The sequence below is a fragment of the Streptomyces sp. NPDC097595 genome, assembly GCF_044761525.1.
Taxonomy (GTDB): domain Bacteria; phylum Actinomycetota; class Actinomycetes; order Streptomycetales; family Streptomycetaceae; genus Streptomyces; species Streptomyces drozdowiczii_A.
Genome location: NZ_JBIWCN010000028.1, coordinates 59,779 through 80,114 on the forward strand (window position 1 = coordinate 59,779; position 20,336 = coordinate 80,114).

At 67.0% G+C, this 20,336-nt stretch carries 17 protein-coding genes and 3 pseudogenes; 9 read left to right on the forward strand and 11 right to left on the reverse strand.

Features of this window, described 5'->3' with window-relative positions:
* Positions 1 to 83: 83 nt before the first annotated feature.
* From ACIQZN_RS32525 to ACIQZN_RS32540, 4 genes are all read left to right on the forward strand, one after another.
* Positions 84 to 1,202: a tyrosine-type recombinase/integrase gene (locus tag ACIQZN_RS32525; protein ID WP_404001738.1), complete on the forward strand. Its 1,119-nt coding sequence runs from the start codon at positions 84 to 86 to the stop codon at positions 1,200 to 1,202.
* Complete coding sequence (locus ACIQZN_RS32530; RefSeq protein WP_404001741.1) at positions 1,199 to 3,487, forward strand: tyrosine-type recombinase/integrase; 2,289 nt, start codon at positions 1,199 to 1,201, stop codon at positions 3,485 to 3,487. The genes ACIQZN_RS32525 and ACIQZN_RS32530 overlap by 4 nt, the downstream gene beginning before the upstream one ends.
* Positions 3,474 to 3,890, forward strand: coding sequence for a DUF6262 family protein (locus tag ACIQZN_RS32535; RefSeq protein WP_404001743.1), 417 nt, complete (start codon positions 3,474 to 3,476; stop codon positions 3,888 to 3,890). The genes ACIQZN_RS32530 and ACIQZN_RS32535 overlap by 14 nt, the downstream gene beginning before the upstream one ends.
* Positions 3,891 to 3,970: 80 nt before the next feature.
* Positions 3,971 to 4,510 carry a GNAT family N-acetyltransferase gene (locus ACIQZN_RS32540; RefSeq protein WP_404001746.1) on the forward strand — a complete coding sequence of 180 codons (540 nt, stop codon included), beginning with the start codon at positions 3,971 to 3,973 and terminating at the stop codon, positions 4,508 to 4,510.
* A 96-nt stretch (positions 4,511 to 4,606) separates the two neighbouring features.
* On the opposite strand, the pseudogene ACIQZN_RS32545 reads toward ACIQZN_RS32540, so the two are convergent.
* A pseudogene (locus ACIQZN_RS32545) lies at positions 4,607 to 4,729 on the reverse strand (DUF5999 family protein); the annotation flags it as partial.
* A gap of 504 nt (positions 4,730 to 5,233) precedes the next feature.
* The gene (locus tag ACIQZN_RS32550) at positions 5,234 to 5,842 is read right to left on the reverse strand and encodes a hypothetical protein (RefSeq protein WP_404001749.1); all 609 of its coding nucleotides are present in this window, start codon (positions 5,840 to 5,842) and stop codon (positions 5,234 to 5,236) included.
* Positions 5,843 to 6,132: 290 nt separating this feature from the next.
* Here ACIQZN_RS32550 and ACIQZN_RS32555 point away from each other — a divergent pair, with 290 nt between their 5' ends.
* The 3 genes and pseudogenes from ACIQZN_RS32555 to ACIQZN_RS32565 form a co-directional block, all read left to right on the forward strand.
* The gene (locus ACIQZN_RS32555) at positions 6,133 to 7,560 is read left to right on the forward strand and encodes a helix-turn-helix domain-containing protein (RefSeq protein WP_404001752.1); all 1,428 of its coding nucleotides are present in this window, start codon (positions 6,133 to 6,135) and stop codon (positions 7,558 to 7,560) included.
* Between the two features lie 29 nt (positions 7,561 to 7,589).
* A pseudogene (locus ACIQZN_RS32560) lies at positions 7,590 to 8,776 on the forward strand (dihydrofolate reductase family protein).
* An 80-nt stretch (positions 8,777 to 8,856) separates the two neighbouring features.
* Positions 8,857 to 9,051 (forward strand): annotated as a pseudogene (locus ACIQZN_RS32565) (transposase family protein); the annotation flags it as partial.
* Positions 9,052 to 9,154: 103 nt separating this feature from the next.
* Here ACIQZN_RS32565 and ACIQZN_RS32570 read toward each other — a convergent pair.
* From ACIQZN_RS32570 to ACIQZN_RS32585, 4 genes are all read right to left on the reverse strand, one after another.
* A complete protein-coding gene (locus tag ACIQZN_RS32570) occupies positions 9,155 to 9,286 on the reverse strand; it encodes a hypothetical protein (protein WP_404001755.1) in 132 nt (43 codons plus the stop codon).
* 303 nt (positions 9,287 to 9,589) lie between these two features.
* Complete coding sequence (locus tag ACIQZN_RS32575) at positions 9,590 to 10,960, reverse strand: helix-turn-helix domain-containing protein (RefSeq protein ID WP_404001758.1); 1,371 nt, start codon at positions 10,958 to 10,960, stop codon at positions 9,590 to 9,592.
* Between the two features lie 34 nt (positions 10,961 to 10,994).
* On the reverse strand, positions 10,995 to 11,822 hold the full coding sequence (locus ACIQZN_RS32580; protein ID WP_404001761.1) for a hypothetical protein: 828 nt from the start codon (positions 11,820 to 11,822) through the stop codon (positions 10,995 to 10,997).
* A gap of 1,114 nt (positions 11,823 to 12,936) precedes the next feature.
* Positions 12,937 to 13,170, reverse strand: coding sequence for an AlpA family transcriptional regulator (locus tag ACIQZN_RS32585; protein WP_078863285.1), 234 nt, complete (start codon positions 13,168 to 13,170; stop codon positions 12,937 to 12,939).
* Positions 13,171 to 13,588: 418 nt separating this feature from the next.
* On the opposite strand from ACIQZN_RS32585, the gene ACIQZN_RS32590 reads away from it, so the two are divergent.
* Positions 13,589 to 14,863: a tyrosine-type recombinase/integrase gene (locus ACIQZN_RS32590; protein ID WP_404001764.1), complete on the forward strand. Its 1,275-nt coding sequence runs from the start codon at positions 13,589 to 13,591 to the stop codon at positions 14,861 to 14,863.
* A gap of 153 nt (positions 14,864 to 15,016) precedes the next feature.
* Here the strand turns inward: ACIQZN_RS32590 and ACIQZN_RS32595 are convergent, their stop codons facing one another.
* Genes ACIQZN_RS32595 through ACIQZN_RS32615 form a run of 5 tightly spaced genes read right to left on the reverse strand, consistent with a single transcriptional unit; the run spans position 15,017 to position 19,699 of the window.
* Positions 15,017 to 15,688 carry a potassium-transporting ATPase subunit C gene (locus ACIQZN_RS32595; RefSeq protein ID WP_404001767.1) on the reverse strand — a complete coding sequence of 224 codons (672 nt, stop codon included), beginning with the start codon at positions 15,686 to 15,688 and terminating at the stop codon, positions 15,017 to 15,019.
* A 6-nt stretch (positions 15,689 to 15,694) separates the two neighbouring features.
* A complete protein-coding gene (gene kdpB / locus ACIQZN_RS32600) occupies positions 15,695 to 17,803 on the reverse strand; it encodes a potassium-transporting ATPase subunit KdpB (protein ID WP_404001770.1) in 2,109 nt (702 codons plus the stop codon).
* On the reverse strand, positions 17,800 to 19,464 hold the full coding sequence (gene kdpA, locus ACIQZN_RS32605) for a potassium-transporting ATPase subunit KdpA (protein ID WP_404001772.1): 1,665 nt from the start codon (positions 19,462 to 19,464) through the stop codon (positions 17,800 to 17,802). Before kdpA ends, kdpB begins: the two co-directional genes overlap by 4 nt.
* Before the next feature lie 8 nt (positions 19,465 to 19,472).
* Positions 19,473 to 19,562, reverse strand: coding sequence for a K(+)-transporting ATPase subunit F (gene kdpF / locus ACIQZN_RS32610; RefSeq protein ID WP_361448262.1), 90 nt, complete (start codon positions 19,560 to 19,562; stop codon positions 19,473 to 19,475).
* Entirely contained in the window at positions 19,559 to 19,699 is a 141-nt protein-coding gene (locus ACIQZN_RS32615; protein WP_404001775.1) for a hypothetical protein, read from the reverse strand. The genes kdpF and ACIQZN_RS32615 overlap by 4 nt, the downstream gene beginning before the upstream one ends.
* 282 nt (positions 19,700 to 19,981) lie before the next feature.
* On the opposite strand from ACIQZN_RS32615, the gene ACIQZN_RS32620 reads away from it, so the two are divergent.
* Positions 19,982 to 20,314 carry an SAV_915 family protein gene (locus ACIQZN_RS32620; protein WP_404001778.1) on the forward strand — a complete coding sequence of 111 codons (333 nt, stop codon included), beginning with the start codon at positions 19,982 to 19,984 and terminating at the stop codon, positions 20,312 to 20,314.
* The last annotated feature ends 22 nt before the right edge of the window (positions 20,315 to 20,336 follow it).

A 20,336-nucleotide genomic window follows, 5' to 3' on the forward strand; every position in this document is an offset into this window, starting at 1 on the left:
GTCCAAATCGCTGCCACGAAGGGGCCTTTCGGTGCTACATGGACGGGTTCTGTTCGCCTGTCCATGTCGGCCTGGGGTGCGGTGTGTCGTTCGTAGTGCAGAGGCTGCGGTTGTCCGAAGACGGTCCGGTCTCGTACACCGTGGTGGGGGACGACGGCTTGCCCGTCGATGACGTGGAGGATTTCCTCGCGTACCTGACGGCGAGGGGTGCATCGCCGAACACGGTTCAGGGCTACGCCTACGACCTGCGCGATTTCTTCGTCTGGCTGGGGCAGATGGGCTTGGACTTCCGGCGCCTGCGGCTGGAGGTGGTCGCCCAGTTCTTCGACTGGCTGCGCCGTCCGAAGCCGGCTCGCGCGCCGGAGGTGTTCGTGCTGCCGGGTGTCGGCCAGGCGCTGGAGAACACCACGTTGCAGCGGAAGCGGGCCGCGCTCGCGTCCTTCTACCGGTTTCACGCCCGGCGAGATGAGAGAGTGCCCGCGCTGTTGGGAAATCTGCTGGCCAGGCGGCCGACAGGCTCCTACACGCCGATGCTTGCGCATACCCAGCGAGGAGGTGAGGTCGAGTACAGCCCGATCCGCATCCACGCCCACCGCAAGCCGCCCCGGACGCTGACCGATGACGAGGTCCAGCGGCTGATGAGTGCCTGCTCCCGGCGCCGGGACCGTTTCCTGATCGCGCTCCTGGACGACTCGGGGCTGCGGATCAGCGAGGCATTGGGCCTGCGGCACGCTGACTTGAACCTCCGCAAGGGCGAGGTGCACGTCGTTCCACGCGAGAACAACGCCAACCGTGCCAGGGTCAAGGGCATGAAGGGACGGATCGTCCCGGTGCGGCCGGAGCTGTTCGACCGCTACGCCGCCTACATGGAGAGCGAGTACGGCACGCTGGACTGCGACTTCGTGTTCGCCAACCTCTTCCGCGCGCCGATCGGCTCGCCAATGACCCGGGCGAACGTCAACGAACTGGTGGAACGCCTGAAGAAGCGGACCGGCATCACGCACTTCTCGCCGCATGCCTGCCGGCACACCTACGCCACACGGCTGCTGCGGGCCGAGGTGCCGATCGAGGTCGTGGCCGAGCTCCTCGGTCACGCCAGTACGCAGACCACCGCCGAGATTTACAGTCACCTCGATGTCGAGGATCATCGCCTGGTACTCCTCTCGGCCGGGATCATCAAGGACGGGGCACCGGCCCGGTGAACACGCCCCGCACGAGTGCAGGCGCCGCCGGCCTGCTGGCCAGGCTGATGGAGACGGTGCGCCCGGAGTTCCGGGCCGAGGTGTTCTGTCCGCCGCGGGAGAGCCCGGTGTTCTTCCCGGGCGAGTGCCGTATTCCGTCCTGTCCGACGACGCTGACGATGGGCAGGCTGAAGCTGTGTCGCACCCACCATCACCGCTGGGCGGCGGCAGGGCGCCCGGTCGACCTGGACGGCTGGTCCGCACAGGAGGACGCGCGACTGCGCCAGCGACGCCAGGTGTCGGCCTGCCTGGTCGCCGGGTGCAACCGAGCCCGAGCCGCCCACGGTCTGTGTCACCGCCACGCCTCGCGGTGGAACCACGCTGGACGCCCACCTCTTGGAACCTGGCTGGGACGGACCCTTTATCAACCGCCGCGCAAGCCCTGGTCCGCCGAGCGGACCTGCGAGTTCCCCGACTGCCCGCGGTGGACCGACAGCACCGACGCTCCGCTGTGTCACACCCACCACAACCGGTGGTGCAAGCACGGCCGACCGGCCCTCGACACCTGGTCCGACGACCTCGCTCACCGCGGAGACCCGAAGATCCGCCTGGAACAGCTGGCCCCCGCCCTGCGCCTGGAGTTCCAGTTCGGCCTGCAACACCGGCTCGACGAGGGACTGCGCTTCACCCCGGCCCGCGACGTCCGGCGCGCGGTCACCTGGGCCTTCGAGGCACCCATCACCAGCCTGCTGGACTGGGACGAGAGCACCTGGCGTGACCACGTCGCGCCGCTCGGACCCGGCGGAAATCGCCACGGCCACAATGTGGTGGCCTTGCGCTTCATCGCGGACACCCGCTTCGCCTTGGAGCACCTGCTCATCGCCGATGATCCGTGGGCCGACCAGTATCCGCGCGACGTGTGGGACCTGCGGCACTTCGCCCTGGCTGAAGGAGAGACGCGCTTTCTGCGCTTCGGCGGCATATCCCAGCCCTGGCTGCGCGAGCTGGTCAAACGATGGTGCCGTTGGCGCCTCAGCACGAACATCAGCGTCAATACCGTCGCGGGAAACCTGCGCTCCCTGCACCATCTCTCTCGGCATCTGCCGCCGAACGCCGCGCCGTCCGACCTGACGCGCGCCAGGATCGAGACGTGGCTCGCCGCCCTGGCCGTCGACTACCCGGATGTGTTCACCCGCCGGGCCACGATCAACGCGCTCGGCCGTTTCCTCGCAGATGCCCGCGCCCACGACTGGCAGCCGGTCCTGCCGCGAGACGCCATCATCTACAACGACGCTCCGCCTCCGCCGCCGGCCAAGCCCCGGTGGATCTCCGAGCACTTGATGCGGCAGATGGAGAACCCCGCCAGCCTGGCGCTGATCTCCACCGACGACCTCCGCCTCATGGTCCCGCTGCTGATCTCCTGCGGCCTGCGTATGAAAGACGCTCGGCGGCTGAAGTTCGACTGCGTCACCCACGATGACACCGGCGCCCCCTACCTGACCTGGGTCAACCACAAGATCCACGGCCGGATCGCGTTCTTCCCGATCAGCCAGGCTCTGGCCGACGAGATCGCCGCACAACAGAAGCGCGTCCAGGCCCGCTTCCCCGCCGGAAGCCGCTTCCTGTTCCCCGGCTGGATGGCCAACCTCAACGGCAGCAAGGCCGTCTCGGACACCTGGTGCCGCGAACAGATGGAGACCTGGCTGGAGCGCATCCGCCTCATCGACGAGCACGGCCTCCCAGCTCGCGTGACCTTCCACCAGTTCCGCCACACGCTGGGCACCCGACTGATCAACGCCAACGTCCCGCAGCACATCGTCCAGCAACTGCTCGACCACATGTCGCCGCAGATGACGGCCATCTACGCCCGGCTGCACCAGAAGACCCTGCGCGAGCACTGGGAGAAGTCCCTCAAGGTCAACGCCGAAGGCGAAGCCGTCGCGCTGCCGGTAAACCATCCGCTTGCCGATGCGACCTGGATGCGCTTGTCCCTGGTCCGCGCCAAAGTCAGCCTCCCCAACGGCTACTGCGGGGCTCCCATCCAGACAGACTGCGAGTACGCGAACCCCTGCCTGGACTGCCGCTTCTTCATCACCACCGGTGACTTCCTCGACCAACACCGACGTCAGCGGGAAGAGACCCGCAAGCTCATCGGCGACGCCGAACAAGCCGGCCTGTCGCGCATCGTCGAGAAGAACACCCGCACGCTCGGCAAGCTCGACACGATCATCGACGCCCTGGAACAGGCCGGACCGCAACAGATCTTGGCCGGCGGAAAGGTGACCGATCTCAATGCCACCGGCTGACAACGCCCGCTTCCTCGTCGAAGCGTCGAAAGCACGCAGCAGACAAACACGCGAGGCCGCCGAAGAAGCCATCAAGGCAGCCGCCCGCCGCAACGAACGGCCCACCGTCGTCGGCATCGCGAACGCGGCCGGTGTCTCCAGGTCCTGGCTATACACGCAGACCGACCTCATCACCGCGATCAACCAGCTCCAGCAGCGAGCCCCGGCCCTCCACCGCAGCCCCCGGAACGCGGCCAGCGACGCCTCCCTGCAACGCAGGCTGGAGACCGCGCTCGAACGCAACCGGCAACTACGCGACCAGGTCGCCGACCTCACCCGAAAACTGGAGACCGCCCACGGCGAGATCCGCCGCCTCCGCACCCTGGCTGGTAAGCCATCGAGCGCCGTGATTGGACCCTGCTGAACCCGACCACATACACGGGCACAGAGACCGAACCAGAGGAGCAACCCCTGCTTCAGCAGGCGTGAGGCAAGATCAGTCTCATGACGAACACCATTTCGAGCCTGCCCATGTCCTTCCGACAGGCCGATGAGAGTGACCTCTCCGAACTCGTTCGCCTTCGAGATGCTGCTGCACACTGGCAGATCGAGCGCGGCATCGATCAATGGAAGCCGGGCGAGCTGGGACGATCGCACTTCCGCACACGCCTGCACGACGGGGAAGTGTGGATCGCCACGCTTGGGCCGGAAGGTCCGACCGCTGGGGCATGGGAGCTGTGGTGGGACGACCTCCCCGCATGGGGAGAGCAACCACCGGTCGCCGGCTACGTGCACCGGCTGATGGTCGACCGCGTGACGGCGCCGTCCGGTGCCGGACTCATCATGCTGGCTGAAGCCGAGCGGCGGATCTTCGTGGCCGGCCGGGCGATCTGCCGACTGGATTGCCTGGCCAACAACACGCGGTTGCGCCGGTACTACGAGGACGCGGGGTACACGGTGGTCGGCGAGCAACCCTCGAAGAACGGCGACGGGGGGAAGAGCTACGGCGTCACGTTGCTGGAGAAGCACCTCGGCGCAGAGTGAGCTCGTGCCGCCGTCCCTCACGGACTGCTGAGAAGACATGTCCAACTCGCAAGCGAGCAGCTCAGGTCCGTAAGCCGCGCCTGAGATCGACATAACCTCGAAGACAAGCACTCCGTTGCACAGCAGGCTCCAGCCCTGCTCAGGGCGGTGCGCGACGGGGCGCGCGGCCTCCCTGTCGGGAGCCATGGCCGTGGGGCACGGCGGGTTGTGCGCACACATGGTGCTCGTCCTCTCGGGTGGGAAGTTGGGCCCTCTTCGGCCAGCTACGGTGCCGTGGGGGAACACGGTTCGGGCACGGCCGAAGAGGGGGACTTGTGGCACCGCCCCATGAAGGCCGCTATTTCTGCTTCGCCGTAGCCGTAGAAGCGCCCCAGGGTGGTGGCAGTGCGGTCGCCCTCGAGCGTGAGTGGTCTCTCCTTAACTCGACGACGAAGCAGGGATCCGGGTGAGACGACCACTGCACGCGCAGGTCTCTTCAATCGCGGTCATGCCGCGCCCTGCGGGTCACCTGCAGGCACAATGCGAAGGTCGAGTCCCACCTCACAGAGCGGCAGGAAACGTATTGCCTGGTCGGTGTATCCCTCGAACGTCAAAACGGCCCTCCGATCAGGCGGATTGGTAGACGGTGACGAGCACTGCGAACACGGTGACGACGAGGAGAACCTGAGCGCTGGCCTGTCTCCAGCCCCAGCCCTTCGCATCCATCCACCGCAACGGTCGCCTTCAAGTCGGACCGGACAGCTCCTCGGGGATCACGAGGTGAATGAATGCCTGGTACCGCTCACCCAGCTCCTTGATCACAGCGCGATACTCGTCGTCATCGGAGCTGATGTTGTGCCGGTCGAGGACGATCACGCCGTCCGCGAAGCCGCCTCGGATCAGTCGCTCGACCTCCCCCCAGCCAGGGCGCTTCCAGGGCGGCGTGTAGACGCCACAGCCGGCACCCGAGCCGGGGAGGCACGTCGTGGTCACGGGAACGGCTACGTCGTGAAACCTCGCCCCCATTGCGTAGCCACGCTGCTCAGCCTCGGTCTGGAGAGTGTTCCAGTCCTCATCCGGCCTGGCACTCCTGCTCAGCACCAAGCTGTACGCCAACACCCGGAGACGGCGATCACCGGAGCGGGGGTCGCACCTTTCGTTCGCCTTGCGACGGAACTGCTGACGGAGCCGGACGAGCTCGCCGCTGCGCGCCGGACGCTCCAGCGGGGCGGGTTTGCGGTGCCACTCCTGGGTTCGAGCAGTCTCGGCGTCCGTCCCGTTCCGGGATCCCATCAGGCTGACCCTCGGACTGGAGACGGCGATCATCTCGCCCAGGCTTCTACGTGTCTTCATGGTCGCCTTCCCCTAGATCGCGCACAGCCCGCGCAGGGCTCATCCGACGGTTGCGCAATGCGTTCGGTCCGACCGACCACTACGTTCGCTACTGACGTGAATCAGGTCCGTGCCAGGCGCCGTTCGGATACCGTGTGATCAGCTCGTACCGACGATGAAAGCGGTACGGAACCCCGGTGGGCAGGCCCTGGATGGAGCCTCACACGCTGGCTCCGCAGGCCCCATGGAGAGCCGCCCCTGTCGCTGACATCGACCGCGGGTGAACGAAAGTCCACGGTGGAGGAGGAAGCGTGGGGCAGCAGCCGAACGAGCTGACTCCGGACGCCGGCCCATGGCACCGCTGGGGTTACGAGCTACGCCAGTTCCGTGAGGCCCGTCTGCTGTCACAGCAGGCTCTGGCTCGCAGGGCGTTGATCGACCGTTCACACCTCGGGCGCTTCGAGCGCGCTGAACGTCCCGTCCCGAAACATGCGGCCACCACTCTCGACGACATCCTCGATGCCGCCGGTGCATTGGTTCGTGGCTGGGACAGCGCGGAGCGCGAGGCCCCCCAGGATTGCTCTGTCCCGGTGTCCAGAGCCGGGACAGCGACTCATGGGGCCAGTCCACGGAGCCATGGGGCCAGCGCCCCGGAGGCCCTGGCCATGAACGCGGTCGTGCGGGCAGGCTCGCTTGGAGACGACACGGACACGGTCGTCGTCCCCGCCCGCATCCACGGAAGGATCCTCTTCGTGCCCGTGCCCCGCCGCGTCGTTCTCGCCTCAGGGATCGCCGGCCTGGCTGCGACAGCCATGCCGGCCGCGACGCCGGCGGCTGCCACCGAACTCGCCGACATGGGGTCTCCCTTCGAGCACTTCGCGCAACTCCGCCGGGTCATGATCCAGACCGACAACCTCATCGGCCCCCGGCACGTGTTGCCCGCCCTGCAACAACACCTCGTCTCCCTTGCCACAAGACGTCGATCCGCTCGTGGCACCGACGCCATCAAGCTTCTCGCCCTGGAAACGCGATACGAAGAGCTGGCAGGCTGGTTCGCCCAGGACATCGGCGACGAGCGCACCGCCCACGGCCACACCGCGAAAGCACTGGACGCTTCCCACATCACCGGCGACACCGATCTCACCGCGTACATCCTCGGCCGTAAGGCACAGCTCGCTGTCGACACCGGTCATCCTGTCGACGCTCTCGGCCTCGCCGCAGCCGCCCGACGCACCGCCCGCCCCGGGAGCCGCCTCGAAGTCATCGCCGTTCTGCACGAGGCCCACGCGCGTGCCGTACTCGGTGAAGGCAGCGAAGCCCACAGGGCTTACGACACCGCGCTTGCTCTTCTCGGGCGCGCGGGCTCCGACGGTGTCTGGGGTTCCTGGCTCGATGCGGCGTACATCAGCACCGCCCGAGCTCGCTCCCTCGCCGCACTCGGCGAGTATGAGCAGGCCGCGGCAGGCTTTGACAGCGCCCTCGCAGTGCTCCCGTCCGCATATCGCCGGGACCGCGGTGTCTACCTCGCTCGCGCTGCACGTGCCCATGCGGGCACAGGCAACGTGAGCCTTGCTGCCCGAATCGGCGGGCAGGCCGTCGGGATCGCCGCCGAGACCGGGTCTGCCCGCATCTTCGGACAGCTCGACCGGCTCGACCAGGCACTGGCCCCCGCAACCGGCGAGGACGGCGTCGCCGAGTTCCGCGCCTCACTCGACCGCATCGTCCTGCATCCCGCCTGACCCACCCGCGCACACCGCCTGGAGATACCGTGCCCCGCCCGTACGTCCTGCTGTCCGCAGCTGTATCAATCGACGGCCACCTCGACACCCGCCCGGGCGAGAACCGGCTCCTGCTCTCCAACAAGGAGGACTTCGAACGCGTCGACTCCGTACGCGCCAGTGTCGACGCGATCCTTGTCGGCGCTGGCACACTCCGCGCCGACAACCCGCGCCTCCTCGTCAACTCGGCGGAACGCAGGGCGTCCCGGGTCGCCGCCGGTGAGCCCGAATACCCGCTGAAGGTCACCATCACTGGCACGGGCAACCTCGATCCCGGCTGGAAGTTCTGGCACCACGGCGGAGACAAGCTCGTCCTCGCCGTGGGCCACGAGGCCACCGCGAAGGCTCGCGGCAACCTCGGTGACCTGGCTACCGTTCAGAGCGTCCCCGAGGAGGCCGTATGGCCGACCGCGCTCGACATCCTCGGTGACGAGTACGCCGTCAAGCGGCTCATGGTCGAAGGTGGTGGCACCGTTCACACACAGCTCCTCGAAGCCGCTCTTGCCGACGAACTCCAACTAGTCATCGCCCCGCTCCTGGTCGGCCAGTTCGATGCGGTAAGGATGCTCGGCCCCGCGAGCTACCCTGGCGGCCCCGCCGCCCGCCTCCGGCTCCTGGAGACCCGCCAGATCGGCGACGTGGTACTCCTGACGTACGCCCCTAAGGACACCTCGACGGAGCCCCGATGAACGCCACCTCTTCAGCCGGCGCCCCCGGCACCGGCCGCGAGCCCAACACTGCAGACCGGAACTGGCTCATCCTCGCCTGTGAGCTGGCCGCTCTCTGCCCACCTTCGGAGACCGCCTTCAGCGTGGGGGCAGTCGTCGTCGCGGCCGACGGGACCGAACTCGCCCGCGGCTACTCCCGTGAGAGCGACCCCCACGACCATGCCGAGGAAGGGGCCCTCGCCAAGCTCCCCGCCGAGGACGCCCGGCTCGCCACCGCCACGATCTACAGCTCCCTGGAGCCGTGCGCCAGGCGGGCATCCCGACCTCGCCCCTGCGCCCAGCTCATCCGCGACGTGGGCCTCCGCCGCGTCGTCACCGCATGGAGCGAACCCGATACGTTCGTCGTCGGCGCCGATGGCACCGAGACCCTCGAAGACGCCGGCGTCACAGTTCTTGCACTGCCGGAGTACGCAAACGCAGCACAGGCGCCGAACCGGCACCTCCTCTGATCCTCGGATTCAGGGAACCTCCAGGGTCTGGGCTTGATCTGCTTTGACGGTCATTCGAGATCGGGGTTAATTAAGCCCCCATCGTCGCCCGCGAGGGTGATCGCCGCTGCAAGCTCCCGCCGCACCAACGCGCGCTCGTCGCTCTGGTGCACCTGCGTAAGCACGACACCCCGACTCAGGTAGCCGCTGGCGTCGAGATCTCGGTCGGCACGGCACACGCCTACACCACCGCGGTGATCGGCCTCCTGACCGCGCAGGCCTCCGGCCTGCTCAAGATCCGTCCTGGCGCGTCTCCCGCAGCTCCCGAATTAGGCCCAGCCACATGACGTCAACCGCCAAGGCGGTCCTCACCCTGGAGAGGCACCGCTGGAAATGCACCTAGTCTCCGCCGGGCTGCCGGCGCTCCAGACCAAGCAGCTTCAACAGGTCAGCCGTCACCACCCGGTAGGCGTTGCCGAGGCGCAGCACCTTGACCGGGTACTCGCCCTGTTTGGCGAGTCCCGTCGACATCAAGGTCGTCTCGGAGACTCTCGGCCACTCCGATACCCGGATCACGCGAGCCATCTACCAGTCCGTCCTCGACGACCTCGCTCGCAACGTCGCCGAGAAGGTCGTGCAGCTCGTACCGCACGCCCGCAATCCCCTGGCGGCTGTCCGTGATGTTAGCGCCGAAGGCAGACACGCCTCCTCTGCTGCCGAGGATGGCGCCGCCGCACAGAAACGACCCATCACAGCAGCATCGTTCCGCCTGACGGTGAACGGAAAAAGAGCCCCGGTCAGAGCGAAGCTGACTGGGGCTCCAACTTTTGTTGGTCACAGCAAACCGCGCTGCTGTGCCCATTCGGTGACGGCCCCTGAGGTGCGCTCTGAGAAGCCGGTGGGGTTGAGCTCCCCTGCGCGGGTAATGAGCCCGGTCTCGGGATAGCCATAGGTCTGCAAAAGTTCGTCGGCGAGGACGGCGGTGGCTTGCAGGAGACCGCGCTCGCAGTCAGCGAGGTCGTCAAGGAGGACGCCGGCTTCTGCCGTAGCGTGCGGGTAGTACTCAGCCGTCAGTGGCCGCGGCCGCCCTGTCGCCGGATCGACCCGGTCAACACGGAAAGGCACGATGTCTGGCCGATCGAGATCGATAACCCGGGCCTGCGTCGGATGTGCGGCCATGTCAGCCACCAGGGTGACGTTGGCTTGTGCGAGACCACTGGCGGCTGCCCGGTCGCGTGCGTGGGCTGCCAAGGAAGGCAGGGCGCACAGCAACGGATACACGACGTCTCCGGGCTCCGCGGTGTGGAGTTGGGCTTCCTCGTAGTCGCCCACATGGATCCGCCCATTCAAGGGCAGCGCAATGGTGGCGCTGCCGTCGCGGTGCAGCTCGGCGCGCGCGGAGTACCTGCCGCCCCCATCTGTCACGATCAGCCGCCGCGGACCGACGTTCACCCGACCGAAGTTGCTGGCTGGCTGCCCGAGGTAGAGCTGAGTGCCAAGGAGCTCTCGCTGGTAGCGGGTGAATCGCGCGGAATCGATCACCATGTCGCCGGGCTGCTCGGGAACCACAGTGACAATCACATGCGGTGTGGTGCGAGCCGCCAGGGCGTCGACCAGGTCCTCTTCGATGTCGGCGAGGCGCTGTCCGCGCTCGGCCGCTGCGGTGAAACGTGCGCGGTAGGCGGTGGCGACATCGGTTTCAGTCAGCCACTCGGTTCTGCTGCCACCGCGCCGGGGGTAGCGCAGAACGTCTCTGGACGACTTGCTCGCGGGGGCTGTCACGGCGTGCGGGCCAGCGGGACTGCGTGGCACGGCCAGCAGCAGGAAGCCGTTGCCCGGTGCGTCGGGGTTGTGGACAGGGATGGGCTCGTAGGGAACAGGCGGCGCCGTATTGGCCACGATGACCTGTCGGATATGGCGTAGTCGAGCATCGTCCAAGTCAACGTCGAACACCCGACTGGGCACGCCTCTGCTCTCCGCCATCCCGATGACGAGGAGCCCGCCTGTGTGATTGGCGAAAGCAGCGATGTCCTTGGCCAGCTCCTCGCGACCCCGCTCGTCCTGGCTGTAGTGCGCCTGCTTGTAGTCGAGGTCTTCGCCCTCGGCTGCTTCAGGAGTGCCCACAAGCTCAGCGATGCTTTGGTAGTCCAGTTCATCGAGCCGCCGGCCCAGCAGGGCTTCGATCCTGCCCAGTCGCGTCACCATGTACGGACTCTACTGTCACCCCGAGTCCAACGACTCAGACGGGCTTGTCCACCACTGTCAGCAGCGCGGCGGCAATGGCGATCAGCGCCTTGGCCTCGTCCCGGCTGTACGTGAACGTCTTCGTGACCTCGTCCTCATGCACCGATCCACTGCTCTGGTCCTCCACGGCCACGCGGATCGCCGCCCACCGCTCGTCCTTGCCGCGCTGGCGGGGATCTTTATTGAGAGGCCAGGTCCATCCGCTGTGAAGCCGGATCCACTCCAGGGCCCTGCGGGCTTCCAGAATCGCGCCGTCGATGTCGTCCTCCAGGAGACGACGCTGCGCGGCACGCAGACGCTGGGCCGGCTCCGCGCGGGGGTCGTCCTGAAGAGGGAACGGGACCTGCATCTCGAAGGCGACGGAAGGACCGAGTGCGTTGATCTGATCGATCCAGCGGCTCTTGGCAACGCTGAAATGCAATACCTCCGTCGTGCTCCCGGGGTAGCCGGCAGCCTGAGGAAGCGTGCCGGTGATTTCCAGCTCCATCCGTAGATCTCCACCAAGGCGAGCCTCGTTGACGGCGTGGAGTTGGGCCGGGGTGAGGAGGAACTTCAGGACCGTGCTCGCGGCGCCGATCTTGGGGCTGAACGGGAGCATCTCCGTCACCCGCCCGATGAGCGTTCGCTGGTACGGCTGTCCGGTGCCGTAGAGATCGACCTGCAACGCCAAGAGCCTGCGGCCCTCCGTGGTGGGATCCGGCGCCTTCACCTTCAGGCCCATCTGGAGGCAGATCGTGCCCATGCCCCGGAGAAGCTGCACGCTCTCCTCTTGGATGCTGAGGGCGAAGTCCCCGGCGCCAGTGTCGAAGCGCATCACGTTCACGACTGGTTCCTCCGTAGCGGTGTCCCTGCCGCCGATTCTTCATCAGAAGCCGCCGAAGATCTTCTTCTTTCCGAAACCGGGCTCACGCCGTCTTCTCCAGACGTCACACCGCCCCGTGCGCCCAGACGAATTCGTGCACGCGCCCTTGACCGACAGAGAATGCGCTGGGCCTGGGGCTGCAGGCGAACAGCCGTGGACAGGAGGAACGGCCCGTTGAAGGCATCGTCTCGGAGGTGCTCAGTGCGCCAACCGCGCTCAGTTCATCGGCGAGCACAAGCCAGGCGCTGGGCCCGGGGAGGGTGTACGCGGTCTCACGGTTCGAGTCGCGGTCGGATCGGCGTGACGTTTTCAGTCGGCCGATGAGCTCGCCCGCCCGACCTTCCCTCCCTGGGTCGTGCCCTCCGGCGCTGAAAGAGTGCTTGCCTGCACCGGCCGGCGCAACGCTCGTCCCGTCCTCACCGTCGTCCCAGTGGAACGAACCTGCTGGCACGAGCATCACCTGCATGCTCGTTCCCTCTGCCGCCACGTACGGACCCGCTGCTCGTATCTGGCTTCGAACGCGACTCGCTTGATCGGTGTTTCGCATTTCAGTGAAAGCGCAGGCGGCTTCCGTCTGATTCCGCCCTCCGTCGCAGAGGTACGGGAACAGCGCGGTTGGTTGTCACCGGTTCTGCTGGTGTGCGTCGAGTACCGCGTCGTGCAGTTCGCCCATCACCGACCGTGGGACCTCGTCTCCGGTCTGCTGGTACCAGAAGGTGCCCAGGGGGACTGGTCGGCACCATGCCCAGACCACAGTCACTCCGCCGCAGGCCATCCCCCACCTCACGGCAGTGACAGACTGCGGGAGGGAGCGACAGCGTGATTTCACATCACCCCCGACCAGCTCAGAGGCGTCATCCGCCCCTCCGCTCCAGGGATTTTTCAGGGACTTTCAGCCCTGTCCGAGGGACTTTTCGCTGCCTAACGCAGCAAGCCCCTGAAAGACCGGAAAGTGCTCCGACGCAGGCCAGAGGCCCTTTCCGAGGCAAAGGCCCAGGTGGGAGCAAACGAGTCGGGCTGTACGCCGGGTTCTGTCGCCCGACCAAGGACAAGGGCACCAGCCAACCTTGGCCGATCAGGTCGCGCGATTCACTGCTTGAGCTTCCAGCCATGCCTCTACCTCCGACCAGCGGTAGCGCAAATAGCGCCCGACCTTGTGGGCTCGCGGACCCTGGTGTCGGTGATTCCATATGTATACCGTATTCAGAGGTACGCCCAGGAAGTCGGCCAGCTCCTCCGCGCTCATCAAGGGACAACGGGCCCCCGCGCCACTAGCGGCTTCTTCCGCGCGGGCAGTGGTTCGACGCATGGGCACTCCAGAACGGTTCGAAGCGGGCAGGAAAGAACCACATGAGCGGTATTCCGCCGTGGTGGTGCACGGAACGTTGGCATTAAATTCCGGCCGGACCAAACAGAGGGCCTTTCGACGAAATGCCTACGACACTCGCGAACTCTCGAAGGACACCGGAGAATCTTCGCTGAGGGTTCGGCGAGCCCTCGTCGAACCCTCAGCGAGCATTCGCCTAGGTGAAATCTTCTCTACCACTCTGCACCCTTTGTCACGAAGACCCCAAGAATGCATTTGACATCTTCAGCTCGCCTGGATCAACATCCAATTCACTCAGGGCGCGGTGAACGGGCAGACAATCTCGCCGTCGACGATGGCCCTGATTAAAAGGAGTCCACAAATAGCCTCAAAGGGCCGTTGGAAACTAGGAGTTGAGTCGATGCCGTACGACCGCTGGCACAAGTCGCGCCCGAAAGACGGGGAGTCGACCTGCAAGGAACACGGCAAAGTCCCGACGCGGGATCACGGGACGGGGAAGCGGTGGCAGGCCCGATGGCGCAACCGGGAAGATGTCCAGCAGACGGAGCTGTTCCGCACCGAGGTCGAAGCCCGCAAGCACGAGACCAAGATGCGGTCCGGAGTGGACGACGGCTCGTACATCAACCCTCGTGCCGGCGAGGTCAGGGTCGGTGAACTCGCCCTTACGTGGCTCAAGGGGCACGAACACAAGAATCCACGGACTTACCGACGCCACAAGGAGCGGATTCTCCTGCACGTCGTTCCTACCGCAGTTGGGAAGATGCGCGTAAAGGACGTGAACGCCTCATCTTTGCTGGACTGGCTGCACGACCGTCGCAGGCTGCTCGAAAGTTCCACGCTGCGCCTGGTCTTCGACAATCTTCGGGCTGTCTTTGACCTGGCCGTGGACGACAGCCTGATACACAAAAATCCATGCCTCGCCAAATCGGTGCAGGACGCCAAGCCGAAGCGAGGAGGTGGCGGCCGGGCAGAGCTGACCCTGACATGGGAGAACACCGAGAAGATCCGTGCCGAACTTCCCGGCCGCTATAAAGCACTCGTCGACTGTGGTCGCGGCCTGGGTCTTCGGCAAGGAGAGATATTCGGCCTGTCACCAGAAGATATCGACTGGGCACATCCGGACGGCGCCATGGTGCACGTGCAACGGCAAGTAGTCCACGACGGCTCGTTCCTCGTATACGCCCTCCCCAAGGGCGGAGACGACGAGGACCCGAAGGACCGGTGGGTCGAGCTGACCGACGACGTGGCCATCCCCCTGCGCGAGCACATGGAGAAGTACCCGCCGGTCGAGGTGACCCGACCGTGGGGCAGCAAAGGCGGCGACCCGGTCACGGTGCGGCTGATCTTCTACACCCGGGAGAAGACCGCCGTTCAGTCGAACTGGTTCAACTCCTACCGCTGGAAGCCCGCCCTGGCGTCGGCCGGCCTCATCAAGCCCCTTGAGCCCGACGCGAAGGGACGACGCTGGGAGAAGTCCCGCGACGTGATGATGCACGCGCTCCGACACCTGTACGCGTCGATGATGATCAACGGCGGGGTAGACGTGTACACGCTTGCGGACCGCCTCGGACACGCCGATCCCGCGTTCACCCTGCGTAAATACGTGCACCGGGTCGCGGGAGCCGGTTCCAAGGTCCGCATCGCGGTCCGGAGCGCCTACACCAGGGCGGCGTGACTCCTGCTCCATTCGGCTTGTGCAACAACCGTGCAAGATGATCTTCAAGAGGGGTCATTTGCCCAGGTCAGAAGCTTTGTGCATGAGTTCCGGGACATTTGATACATCGACGCCGGCGCACCCCTCCACGAGGGGTGCGCCGGCGCAGGTGGTTCAGGGCTGGGTCAGGTTCCTGAGCGCGGTGTTGAGTTCCAGGACGTTCACGCGGGGTTCGCCCATGAAGCCGAGGAGCCGGCCGGTGGTGTGGGCCCGGACGAGGTCCTCGACCTTCTTGACGTCGAGTCCGTTCCTCTCCGCGACCCGGTGGACCTGGAGCTTCGCGTACGCCGGTGAGATGTCCGGGTCCAGGCCGGAGCCGGAGGACGTGACGGCGTCGGCGGGTACGTCCTGAGGCGTCACCTTGTACGTGGGCGTGGAGTTGTCCTTGACCACGGCCGCCTTGGCGTCCTTCACCCACCGGATCAGCTCGGCGTTGTCACCGGAGCGGTTGGTGGCGCCGGAGAGGATCAGGGAGTACTGGGTGTTGACGCTGTTGGTCCCGAGGCCGTTGGAGGGGCGGGGCTGGAACCACTTCAGGTCCGCGGCGGGTGACTCCTCGCCCTTCTTCAGGGGGAGGTCGTAGCGCTGTCCGATGAGGGAGGAGCCGACGACCTGCCCCCTCTCATCCTTGATCTCGGAGCCGTTGGCCCGGTCGCTGAAGAGCACCTGCGCGACGCCTGTGACGGCGAGGGGGTAGATGACCCCGCAGACCAGGGTGAGGGCGAGCAGGGCCCGCAGTCCGGCCCCGAGCACGCGCGCTGTGCTGCTGACGGTGTTGTTGGTCATGGCGGATCAGCCGATTCCGGGGATGAGGGAGAGGAGTAGGTCGATGAGCTTGATGCCGATGAACGGGGCGACGATGCCGCCGAGTCCGTAGACCGCGAGGTTGCGGCGCAGCATTCTGTCCGCGCCGGCGGGCCGGTAGCCGACGCCCTTGAGGGCGAGCGGCACCAGGGCCACGATGATCAGCGCGTTGAAGATGACCGCGGAGAGGATCGCGGACTCGGGCGAGGTCAGGCCCATGATGTTCAGCTTGTCCAGCGACGGGTACGCCACCGCGAACATGGCGGGGATGATCGCGAAGTACTTCGCGACGTCGTTGGCGATGGAGAAGGTGGTGAGCGCTCCTCGGGTGATGAGGAGCTGTTTGCCGATCTCGACGATCTCGATGAGTTTGGTGGGGTTGGAGTCGAGGTCCACCATGTTCCCGGCCTCCTTGGCGGCCGAGGTTCCGGTGTTCATGGCGACGCCTACGTCGGCCTGGGCGAGGGCGGGGGCGTCGTTGGTGCCGTCGCCGGTCATAGCGACCAGCTTGCCGCCGGCCTGCTCCCGCTTGATGAGGGCCATCTTGTCCTCGGGTGTCGCCTCGGCCAGGAAGTCGTCGACCCCGGCCTCCTCGGCGATCGCCTTCGCGGTCAGCGGGTTGTCGCCCGTGATCATGACCGTCCTGATACCCATCCGGCGCAGCTCGTCGAACCGCTCCCGCATGCCCTCCTTCACCACGTCCTTGAGATGGATCAGCCCCAGGACCCGCGCGCCGCGAGCATCTTCCACAGCCACCAGCAGCGGCGTACCGCCGGCCTGGGCAATCCGCTCGCCGAGCGCCCGCGCGTCCTCGGAGGCACTGCCGCCCCGCTCCTTCACCCACGCCTCCACGGCACCGGTCGCCCCCTTGCGGACCTTGCGCCCCGCCAGGTCGACGCCGGACATCCGGGTCTGCGCGGTGAACTCCACCCACGCGGCACCCGTGAGCTCGCCCTGGTCCCGCTCCCGCAGCCCGTACTTCTCCTTGGCCAGCACCACGATCGACCGGCCCTCGGGCGTCTCGTCGGCGAGCGAGGAGAGCTGGGCGGCGTCGGCGAGATCCGGCTCTCCCACACCCTCGACCGGGACGAACGCGGCCGCCTGGCGGTTGCCGAGGGTGATCGTGCCGGTCTTGTCGAGGAGCAGCGTGGACACGTCACCGGCCGCTTCCACGGCGCGGCCCGACATGGCCAGGACGTTGCGCTGGACGAGCCGGTCCATCCCGGCGATCCCGATCGCGGACAGCAGCGCCCCGATCGTGGTGGGGATCAGGCAGACCAGCAGGGCCGCGAGCACGATCAGCGAGGTCTGGTCGTCGGCGCCCGCGTAGACCGCGAACGGCTTCAGGGTGACGACGGCGAGCAGGAAGACGATCGTGAGGGACGCCAGGAGGATGTTCAGGGCGATCTCGTTGGGGGTCTTCTGCCGGGCGGCGCCCTCGACCAGGTTGATCATCCGGTCGATGAACGTCTCGCCCGGTTTGGTGGTGATCCTGATGACGACGCGGTCGGACAGCACCTTCGTACCGCCGGTGACGGCCGAGCGGTCGCCGCCGGACTCGCGGATGACCGGGGCGGACTCACCGGTGATCGCGGACTCGTCGACGGAGGCGACGCCCTCGACCACGTCCCCGTCGCCGGGGACGACGTCGCCGGCCTCGCAGACCACCAGGTCGCCGATGCGCAGGTCCGTTCCGGCGGCCCGTTCCTCCTTGCCGCCGACGAGGCGACGGGCGACGGTGTCGGTCTTGGCCTTGCGCAGGGTGTCGGCCTGCGCCTTGCCCCGGCCCTCGGCGACCGCCTCGGCGAGGTTGGCGAAGATCGTGGTCAGCCAGAGCCAGGCGGTGATCGCCCAGCCGAACCAGTCGGCCGGGTCGGTGAGCGCCAGCACGGTGGTGACCACCGAGCCGACCAGCACGACGAACATGACCGGCGACTTGATCATCACGCGCGGGTCCAGCTTGCGCAGCGCGTCCGGGAACGACGTGAGGAGCTGCTTCGGGTCGAAGAGACCGCTGCCGACCCGGCCGGCGGTCCCATGGCCGCCGGCCGGCGGGACGTCTCCGTGCGGAGCTCGGGCAGGGGTGGCGGTGCTCATGAGGCGAGCCCTTCGGCGAGCGGGCCCAGCGCCAGGGCTGGGAAGTAGGTGAGTCCGGTGATGATGAGGATCGTTCCGACGAGCAGCCCCGCGTAGAGGGGTTTGTCGGTGCGCAGCGTGCCCGCGGTCTCGGGTACGGGTTTCTGCTCGGCGAGCGAACCGGCCAGGGCGAGGACGAACACCATCGGCACGAACCGGCCGAGCAGCATCGCGATGCCGATCGTGGTGTTGAACCACTGGGTGTCCGCGTTGAGCCCGGCGAAGGCGGAGCCGTTGTTGTTGGCACCGGAGGTGTAGGCGTACAGGATCTCGGAGAAGCCGTGCGCGCCGGAGTTCGTCATCGAGTGGGCGGGGGTCGGCAGCGCCATGGCGACCGCGGTGAAGCCGAGCACGAGCGCGGGGGTGACGAGGATGTAGCAGGCGGCGAGCTTGATCTGGCGGGTGCCGATCTTCTTGCCGAGGTACTCGGGGGTGCGGCCGACCATCAGCCCGGCGATGAACACCGCGATGACCGCCATGATCAGCATGCCGTAGAGGCCGGAGCCGACGCCGCCGGGGGCGATCTCGCCGAGCTGCATGCCGAGCATCGCGATGCCGCCGCCGAAGCCGGTGTACGAGGAGTGGAAGGAGTTCACCGCGCCGGTCGAGGTCAGTGTCGTGGCGACCGCGAAGATCGACGAGCCGGCGATCCCGAAGCGGGTCTCCTTGCCCTCCATGGCGCCGCCCGCGATCTCGAACGCCGGACCCCGGTGGGCGAACTCGGTCCACATCATCAGGGCCGTGAAGCCGATCCAGATGACGGCCATCGTGCCGAGGATCGCGTACCCCTGCCGCAGCGATCCGACCATGCGGCCGAAGGTCCGCGTCAGCGCGAACGGGATCAGCAGGATGAGGAAGACCTCGAAGAGGTTGGAGAGGGGGTTCGGGTTCTCGAAGGGGTGGGCGGAGTTGGCGTTGAAGTAGCCGCCGCCGTTGGTGCCCAGCTCCTTGATGGCCTCCTGGGAGGCGACCGCGCCGCCGTTCCACTCCTGGGTGCCGCCCATGAACTGGCCGACCTGGTGGATGCCGGAGAAGTTCTGGATCGCCCCGCAGGCGACCAGGACGAGCGCGCCGATCACCGCGATCGGGACGAGGATGCGGACGGTGCCGCGGACGAGGTCGGTCCAGAAGTTGCCGAGTTCGCCGGTACGGGAGCGGGCGAAGCCCCGTACGAGGGCCACCGCCACGGCCATGCCGACCGCCGCGGACAGGAAGTTCTGCACCGCGAGGCCGCCGGTCTGCACGACGTGGCCCATGGCCTGTTCGCCGTAATACGACTGCCAGTTGGTATTGGCGACGAAGGAAGCGGCGGTGTTGAACGCCTGGTCGGGGTCGATCGAGGAAAAGCCGAGCGAGCCGGGCAGCGACCCCTGCATCCGTTGCATCAGATACAGAAAGAGAACGCTCACCGCCGAAAATGCGAGCACTCCGCGCATATAGGCGGGCCAGCGCATTTCGGTGGCCGGATTGGCGCCGATGATTTTGTATATCCACTTCTCCGGCCTGTAATGCCGCTCGGAGGAGTAGACCTTGGCCATGTAATCGCCCAGCGGACGGTAGGACAGGGCGAGCGCGGCGATCAGCGCTACGAACTGGAGCACACCAGCGATCTGGGGACTCATATCAGAACTCAGAACCTCTCCGGATACAGGAGAGCGAGGATGAGATATCCGAGCAGGGCCACGGCCACGACGAGGCCGACGATGTTTTCGGCGGTCACAGCTTGGTCACCCCCCGGGCGATGAGAGCCACCAGCGCGAAGAGCGCGACCGTGGTGACGACGAAGGCCAGATCGGCCATCGCGAACTCCTGATTGACGTGGGGATGAGGAATCGACCGTTTGGTCGATACGAGCAAACCTCGGCTTCACCCCGGGGTTAAGTCGCCTTGACGAGGTCCATACGAAAAGCGTGACCCCTTTGACGCCGGCCTGACGCAGGGTCCCAGGCAGTACCGGGCCACCGGTGGCCAGGGCCGCGCACGACTCCTCCCGCGCCGCCGCACGGCATTTTCCGTATGGACTGGGCGCCGGCCGTCAAGGTTGCGTCAGGCGGCAGGGCTTCCGCCGGGGGGACGGGCATAGCTTCGGCGTCATGCGTCGGCGAGAGCGCCGGTCGCGAACCTTCCGGAGGAAACCCCATGTGCCTCTTCCTGTACGACGACGACCCCGACCCCGACGAACAGGCCCCGGCCGGGCTCCTTCACGTGCCCGTCCGCCGGACGGCGACAGGCTTCGTGCTGCGGACCTTCCGCACCCCGCTGGGTGAACGCACCGCGGTCGCCTTCACCGGCCGCGCCCGGCTGGCCCGGGTCCTCGGCGCCGGTCAGCCCTCCATCAGGCTCGCCGAGCCCGCCCTGCGTTCCCTCGCGTCGCCTCTCGGCATCGGCCGGCTCGTGCTCGACCCCGTCCTCTCGGCGCCGGCCGTCACCGCGGAGCCGGTGCGTGCCGAAGCGGCCGTCGGCACGCTGTGACCCGCCCGCCGTCCCCCGCCCG

Coding starts and splice junctions, on each gene's coding strand:
- kdpB (WP_404001770.1), bottom strand. CDS start 17,803: ATGAGCACCGCCACCCCTGCCCGAGCTCCGCACGGAGACGTCCCGCCG.
- ACIQZN_RS32585 (WP_078863285.1), bottom strand. CDS start 13,170: ATGCGTCGAACCACTGCCCGCGCGGAAGAAGCCGCTAGTGGCGCGGGG.
- ACIQZN_RS32620 (WP_404001778.1), top strand. CDS start 19,982: ATGTGCCTCTTCCTGTACGACGACGACCCCGACCCCGACGAACAGGCC.
- ACIQZN_RS32595 (WP_404001767.1), bottom strand. CDS start 15,688: ATGACCAACAACACCGTCAGCAGCACAGCGCGCGTGCTCGGGGCCGGA.
- kdpA (WP_404001772.1), bottom strand. CDS start 19,464: ATGAGTCCCCAGATCGCTGGTGTGCTCCAGTTCGTAGCGCTGATCGCC.
- ACIQZN_RS32550 (WP_404001749.1), bottom strand. CDS start 5,842: ATGAAGACACGTAGAAGCCTGGGCGAGATGATCGCCGTCTCCAGTCCG.
- ACIQZN_RS32535 (WP_404001743.1), top strand. CDS start 3,474: ATGCCACCGGCTGACAACGCCCGCTTCCTCGTCGAAGCGTCGAAAGCA.
- ACIQZN_RS32575 (WP_404001758.1), bottom strand. CDS start 10,960: ATGGTGACGCGACTGGGCAGGATCGAAGCCCTGCTGGGCCGGCGGCTC.
- ACIQZN_RS32540 (WP_404001746.1), top strand. CDS start 3,971: ATGACGAACACCATTTCGAGCCTGCCCATGTCCTTCCGACAGGCCGAT.
- ACIQZN_RS32570 (WP_404001755.1), bottom strand. CDS start 9,286: ATGTCGACGGGACTCGCCAAACAGGGCGAGTACCCGGTCAAGGTGCTG.
- ACIQZN_RS32590 (WP_404001764.1), top strand. CDS start 13,589: ATGCCGTACGACCGCTGGCACAAGTCGCGCCCGAAAGACGGGGAGTCG.